Annotated in this window: 4 protein-coding genes and 3 pseudogenes; 4 read left to right on the top strand and 3 right to left on the bottom strand. The window is 65.0% G+C overall.

The features are described from left to right. Window positions 1–184: 184 nt before the first annotated feature. Window positions 185–652: pseudogene (locus tag ABFX50_RS50195) on the bottom strand (transposase); the annotation flags it as partial. Window positions 653–1,292: 640 nt separating this feature from the next. Here ABFX50_RS50195 and ABFX50_RS51750 point away from each other — a divergent pair. The 4 genes from ABFX50_RS51750 (at window position 1,293) to ABFX50_RS50180 (ending at window position 5,163) form a co-directional block, all read left to right on the top strand. Then, window positions 1,293–2,384 carry a bifunctional DNA primase/polymerase gene (locus tag ABFX50_RS51750; protein WP_379506887.1) on the top strand — a complete coding sequence of 364 codons (1,092 nt, stop codon included), beginning with the start codon at window positions 1,293–1,295 and terminating at the stop codon, window positions 2,382–2,384. Between the two features lie 1,010 nt (window positions 2,385–3,394). Further along, complete coding sequence (locus tag ABFX50_RS50190) at window positions 3,395–4,162, top strand: NIPSNAP family protein (RefSeq protein ID WP_346158310.1); 768 nt, start codon at window positions 3,395–3,397, stop codon at window positions 4,160–4,162. After that, entirely contained in the window at window positions 4,159–4,659 is a 501-nt protein-coding gene (locus tag ABFX50_RS50185; protein ID WP_346158308.1) for a hypothetical protein, read from the top strand. Before ABFX50_RS50190 ends, ABFX50_RS50185 begins: the two co-directional genes overlap by 4 nt. 45 nt (window positions 4,660–4,704) lie before the next feature. Next, the gene (locus ABFX50_RS50180; protein ID WP_346158306.1) at window positions 4,705–5,163 is read left to right on the top strand and encodes an Rrf2 family transcriptional regulator; all 459 of its coding nucleotides are present in this window, start codon (window positions 4,705–4,707) and stop codon (window positions 5,161–5,163) included. A gap of 38 nt (window positions 5,164–5,201) precedes the next feature. Here ABFX50_RS50180 and ABFX50_RS50175 read toward each other — a convergent pair. Then, window positions 5,202–5,464 (bottom strand): annotated as a pseudogene (locus ABFX50_RS50175) (helix-turn-helix domain-containing protein); the annotation flags it as partial. A gap of 175 nt (window positions 5,465–5,639) precedes the next feature. After that, window positions 5,640–5,726: pseudogene (locus ABFX50_RS50170) on the bottom strand (IS5/IS1182 family transposase); the annotation flags it as partial.

Raw genomic sequence — 5,726 nt, 5'->3', positions numbered from 1 at the left:
CCGCAGCACAACCCCATCCCGCAGACACTTACCGCTTAACCTGCAGAAACAGGATCACGCGAAGGTCAACTCATACACCACTTCGCTGGACGTGACCGCAGGTGGCCTTTCGATCTGCTGGAGTTGCTCCGGTTTGGTAGACACGCCAGAGCTTTCGGCTACGCGGAGGTCTGTCCAAGTCCAGTTAACGGCGTAACTGGATCTTGTTTGGGTATCGGGTGGTCGGCGTGAGGCGGCCTTCGAAGGTGATGGCGAAGACGTTCAAGGCGGCCTCCAACGGGGGATCCAGCGTTTACGGCCCTTGCCGGTCGGGCCCAAGCTCATGATCGCCATGGAGACGCACTTGAGCGCGGCCTGCTCGTTCGGGAAGTGCCCGCGAGCCTTGACCGCTCGCCGGATCCGAGCGTTCACTGACTCGATCGCGTTGGTCGAGCAGATGACCCGGCGGATCTCGGTGTCGAAGTTGAGGAACGGCACGAACTCGGCCCGGGCGTCCTCCCGCAATTTCACGATCGCCGGATACCTGGCCGCCCCACGTCTCGGCGAACTCGTAGAACCGCTCGAGCGCGGCGCCCTCGGTCGGCGCCGTGTAGACCGGCCGCAACGCTTTGGCGACGGCGTCCCAACGCTGGCGGGCGGGGTGCCGGAAGCTGGCGTGCGAGCGCGCAAGCGTGCCCTTCAGCGGCAGATGCTGGCCGCGACAGTGATCTCCGCAGAGGCTGCAGCGTGTTTGAGCAAGCCAACGCGCATCGGGCCAGATGACGGCGTGGGCGCGCTGCCCAGGGGGCGGGAGTGCGGCGCCGCGCGGACGCGGTGTCCTGCTCGGCACGCTGCCGGCTGGCAGACTTCAGTCGCTTGGGAGACTTCAGTCGCTTCCCTAAAGTCGCTGACGAATCCCCAGGTCAGAGGTGATCTTTGACCTCTTGGAGCGACCGAAGCGACGCAAGGTGGGCTTATATCTGATGAGACTGCTCAGGGGGGAACCGTCTCATAAGTAGCACTTCTAAGTCGCTATAGTCGCTGTGGATACGACAGAAATGGGCTCTGACCTGGCCTTACCCCCATCAAAGCGAAGCGACTCAAGCACTCTAAACCTCCGTGCTGCAAGTTCAGTCGCTGCACCGCTCGGACCGCGATCAATGCGCTCTGGACGGGGTGTCAGCTAGTGTGCTGCCATTTCGGAGCCCTGGTCGCTTCGGTCGCTCTGTCAGTTAGCAATCCCCCTACTAGCCTGGATTCTCAATAAGTGACTCCTCTGCCCACGGCCGAAGCGCCTACTGAGAAGGAATGACGTGACGCTGCGCTTCCATGACGACGATCCTCCACCCGAGCGAGTTCCGGCTCAGTCGCTGGCGATTGCCCGATGGTGCGCCCAGCAGGGATGGCCGGTCCATCCTTTGGCTCCGGGTTCCAAGACGCCTACCGCGAACTGTCTCCCATGCCGCCAACGGAAGCACCAGGCAAGCCGATGCCCATGCTTGAAGCAGGGACGATGGTGCCACAGCTTCCTCGCTGCAACGCTTGACGACCAGGTGATCTCGGCATGGTGGGGAGCCAATCCCCGTTTCGGCGTGGGAGTTTCCTGCGGCCCGGCCAACCTGGTGGTTATCGACATCGACTCTCATCCCACGTCGATACCTGCGCGCGATCGGCTTCTACCAGGCATCACGATCGACGCGCGCGTCGACCTGACGGGCCTCGCTACCGGCTATCACACCCTCGCCCTGCTCGCTGCTCTCCACGGAGAGCCCAGCCCGGCCGACGATGCGAAGACGCTCCGCGTGCGTACCCCTTCACAGGGTCTCCATGTGTGGTACCGGGCTGACCCAGCGCAGTCCTTTCTCTCCTCCGTAGGTTCGGGTGGCGGACGGGCTCTCGCCTGGCAGGTGGATGTGCGGGCTGGGGGCGGCTACATCATCGCTCCTGGTACCCGTATCAAAGATGGTGCCTATTCCATAGTGGGGAATTGCTACCAACCTGCTCCGCTCCCCTCTTGGCTGGCCGCCGAGCTTATTCGCACAGAACACCTCGCAGTTCATCACACTCACACCGCCCAGCAGCCTCAACCACTCCCTCCTCGCGCTCGACTCGCGGTCACGCAGGCCGGTGGCGGAAACTCCGTTGCCGGGCGTGTGCTGGCGCGGCTCCTGGCCGACGTAACGGCCTGCGGCGCCCTTCCCGAGGGTGCGGGTTTCACCACCAAACTAAACCGAGCCGCTTATACCGCGGGTGGGTTGGTTGCCAGCGGCTACCTCACACATGGCGATGCCGAAACGCTTCTTACTGAGGCGGCCCAGCATGCGCGCCCTGGCCAGGATCGACGATTCGGCAGGGTCATAGCGAGTGGTTTGACTGCTGGGGTACGTCGTCCGCTTCATCTGTAAGAGCACCCATGGGGCGGGGAGGTTGGTTTAGCTCCGGTGGCCCGTAGCTCCGCAATGCCGTCAGGGTCTTCATCAAGGACTATGCCCTACCGCGCACCTGCGGTGCTGAGCATGACCAGGGTTCACGTCACAGCCGCCGACCCTGGCATCGCCTCTGACCGGGCAGGCTTCGCGTTGCCCGTTACGAATTGGTGCTGTCCGGCGTTCGATCGTGGCGCGCAAGCGGCGTGTCGCTGAGGTTGACGGTGGACGTGGTGGCGGAGTTGGTGACCGAGATCGGCCGCTGTGGGAGGCCCAACGGCAGCTGAGTTGCGGGCCAGGCCGCGTGGGCGCTGGCGGGGCAGGCACCCGGCAGCAAGCTGGTCTTCGTTGACCGGTCCCCTGGCCACGCTGGTCCGCCTGCGTCCCTACCCATGCTGTGCCGGGTTGGTGGTTCGGCGTTGATCGCTCCACCATCACCCGCCATTGGGCAGATCCGGCCGCTGTTTGCTCAGCGTGGATGCCGCATCGCCCCTGGCCGCAGACTCACTACGTTGGCCAGGCGATCGCTCATCTGGCGACAACGACCAAACGGCCATCTTGGCCACGGGCCGAGATCCGCCTGCGCCGCCCGCCCGTCGGCGCCGCGGGCCGCGACCGTTTCGTCTCGGGCAAGAGCAGGATCAACGCGATGAAGGCGACGATGCTCACCGACACCCACGGCGCGGTGCTGCTCTCGGTCGGGGACGTCTCGGCTCGCCGCCGACGACCGGTCGAGCACGGCATCGCTCACCTGACCAACCGGCCAGCTCTGACCCCCACCACGGCCGCCGCGACCATCTGCCCGAGATCGTCACCGCCATCGTGCTCTTTCTGTCTGGCCAGCAGACCGCATAAGAGAGCCGGGCCACAGTCCACCACCCTCAGCCCAAGAACGACGAGGTTGTAAGTGGCCCCACAGGGGAGCTTCCCATGGCCGCTGTGGGCGCCTATCTTATGTAATAAGAATAGTTACATATTTGGAGGTGCCGGTGGAACAGACCGACGAACGCAACCTGACCAGCGCAACCACCGCCATGGAACGAGGCAGGAAGCCAGTATCGTTCGCGGCGGCCGGAGTGGTTGAGCTGCGTCGCTACTTGCTGCACCCGGGCGGCTTCCCCGTGCTCAGGAGGTTGTTCGAGAATCACTTCATCGCCGGTCAGCAGGACGCCGGGATGCTCGTCGGCACTGTTTATGAGGATCTGGACCAGCCCGACCGGTTCGTATGGTGGCGGGCCTTCGCCGACATGGCGGACCGGCGGCGCGCGCTGGAAACGTTCTACGACGGACCGCTGTGGGCGGCACACCGCGACGAGGCAAACGCGACAATGATCGACAGCGATGACGTGTTGCTGCTACGCCATACCGACCCGCCGCACGGGGATATGTTCGCCGACAGACTTGTCTCCGGCCCCCCACCGGGCACAACGACGGCGACGATGATCGTGCGTGGTGCCGTAGACCTGGATGAAGGGATGTGGGTGACCGGCAAGTTGCCCGACATCCTCGAAGCAGTGCTACAGGTGCCCGTGTCCACCTGGCGGACCGAGCCGGCAGCGAACACGTTCCCCCGGCTGCCGGTGCGCCCAGGATTGGCGTTCGTCTGGACGGCCGACTTCAGCGACCCTGCCGAGCTGGCGGCGGCGTTGAACCGACTGCGCGCCCACCCCGATTGGAGGCGCTGGGGCGACGGACACACGGGCGATGTCGAGCTCATGCGGCTGCGGGGCGTGACGACGGGGCAGGCCCGACCATGATCCGACGGCAGCACATTGACGGCCTGCGCAAGCGCACTGCGGGCTTCGATTTTCTCGTCGGGGCCTGGACCGTCAAGAACCGACGCCTGCGCGCGCCGCTCACCGGGCAGGACGACTGGTACACCACGCGCGCGATCGCCACCGCCTCAACCCTGCACAACGGCGCGATCAGTATCGACGAGATGTGGTTCCCGGAGCTGGGATTCGCCGGCAGCTCCATCCGGGTTCATGATGCAGCCGCTGGCGACTGGACGATCTACTGGGTCAACAGCAGCACCGGGCACCTGCAGCCGCCGGTACGGGGGCGCTGGCAGGAGGACGGCACGTTCGTCGCCGACGGCCCGGACACTTTCGACGGCCGCGACATCATCGCCCGCTACATGTGGCACTCGATCACCCCGACATCGGCGGTGTGGGAGCAGGCGTTCTCTATCGACGACCGCGCCACCTGGGAGACGAACTGGGTTATGACCTGGACCCGAGTCGCCGATGTCTAAGCCGCGCCTGCTTGTGCAACGATGGTTGTTACAAAAGGAGGCGACGTGTCCGCCAACAGCCAATTCACCACCGCCATCCACACGCTGTGCTGGATCGCGCTGGCGGCGCGCCATGGTGAGTCGCCGATCACCTCCGAGCGAATCGCCGAAAGCCTTGCCAGCCACCCCGTTCTCGTCAGGCGGGTGCTCGCCCCGCTGCGCGAGGCCGGACTGGTCGGCGTCGGACGTGGGCCCGGGTCTGGCTGGTGGCTGGAGCGGCCACCCGAGCAGATCACCCTCCGCGAGGTTTACGCGGCGCTCGGTCTGAGTCAGCCATTCGCCTTGCACCCGCACGAGCCAAAGCCGGACTGTCCGGTTGGTCACGGCATCCGGCCGGCGCTATCCGAGGTGTACACGAGTGTGGAGGCGGCGATGGCGCGTGAGCTCGACAGCCACACGATCGCCGGACTGCTGGAGCATATGCTGCACGCCTACCCGTTGCCACTTGGTCAGAGTCGCAGCTGAAGCTGTGCGTCTTGGAACACTGGGGATAGGGCGTCGGCGGACGGCCGGTAAGGAACGCCCTTGACGATGAACTCTTCATCTTCAGGCTCAGCCAGCGGGGATGACCTCCCGCCCACTGAGGGTCCAGGCAGTCCAGGCCGATCGCGTTGAAGCGGTGGATCACATCCCGCACGGTGTCCTCATCGGTCTGCACCAGACGGGCGATGACCGGCACGGTGTTGCCGCCGGCGGAGGCTGGCAGAATCATCGCCCGCCGATAGCGCACCGTGCTGGTCGTGCCACGCCGCACGATCCGCTGCAGCTTCTGCCCTTCTTAATCTGTGATCCTGCGGACCTTGACCGGTTGCGTCACCCTGCCCCCGAGCACTGATCGAACGCGATCAAGACCATCCAACTGGCAGGAGCGTCCTATACGCCAACCCGGTGATCATTTCCGGTCATCCGCCACCGTGCTCCCCACACTCAGTGAGCCCTTTTCATCCTGAGTAGCGGCCCTCTTCGATGAGCTGCAGGACGAGGATGGCCTGCACGAGTGCGGTCGCTCGATGCGGGCAGCAGCGCAG

Origin of the sequence: Nonomuraea recticatena (assembly GCF_039533245.1) — a bacterium.
GTDB classification, from domain to species: domain Bacteria; phylum Actinomycetota; class Actinomycetes; order Streptosporangiales; family Streptosporangiaceae; genus Nonomuraea; species Nonomuraea roseola.
Note: the sequence above shows the minus strand (reverse complement) of the source record. Positions and strands in the feature narration are given on the sequence as shown.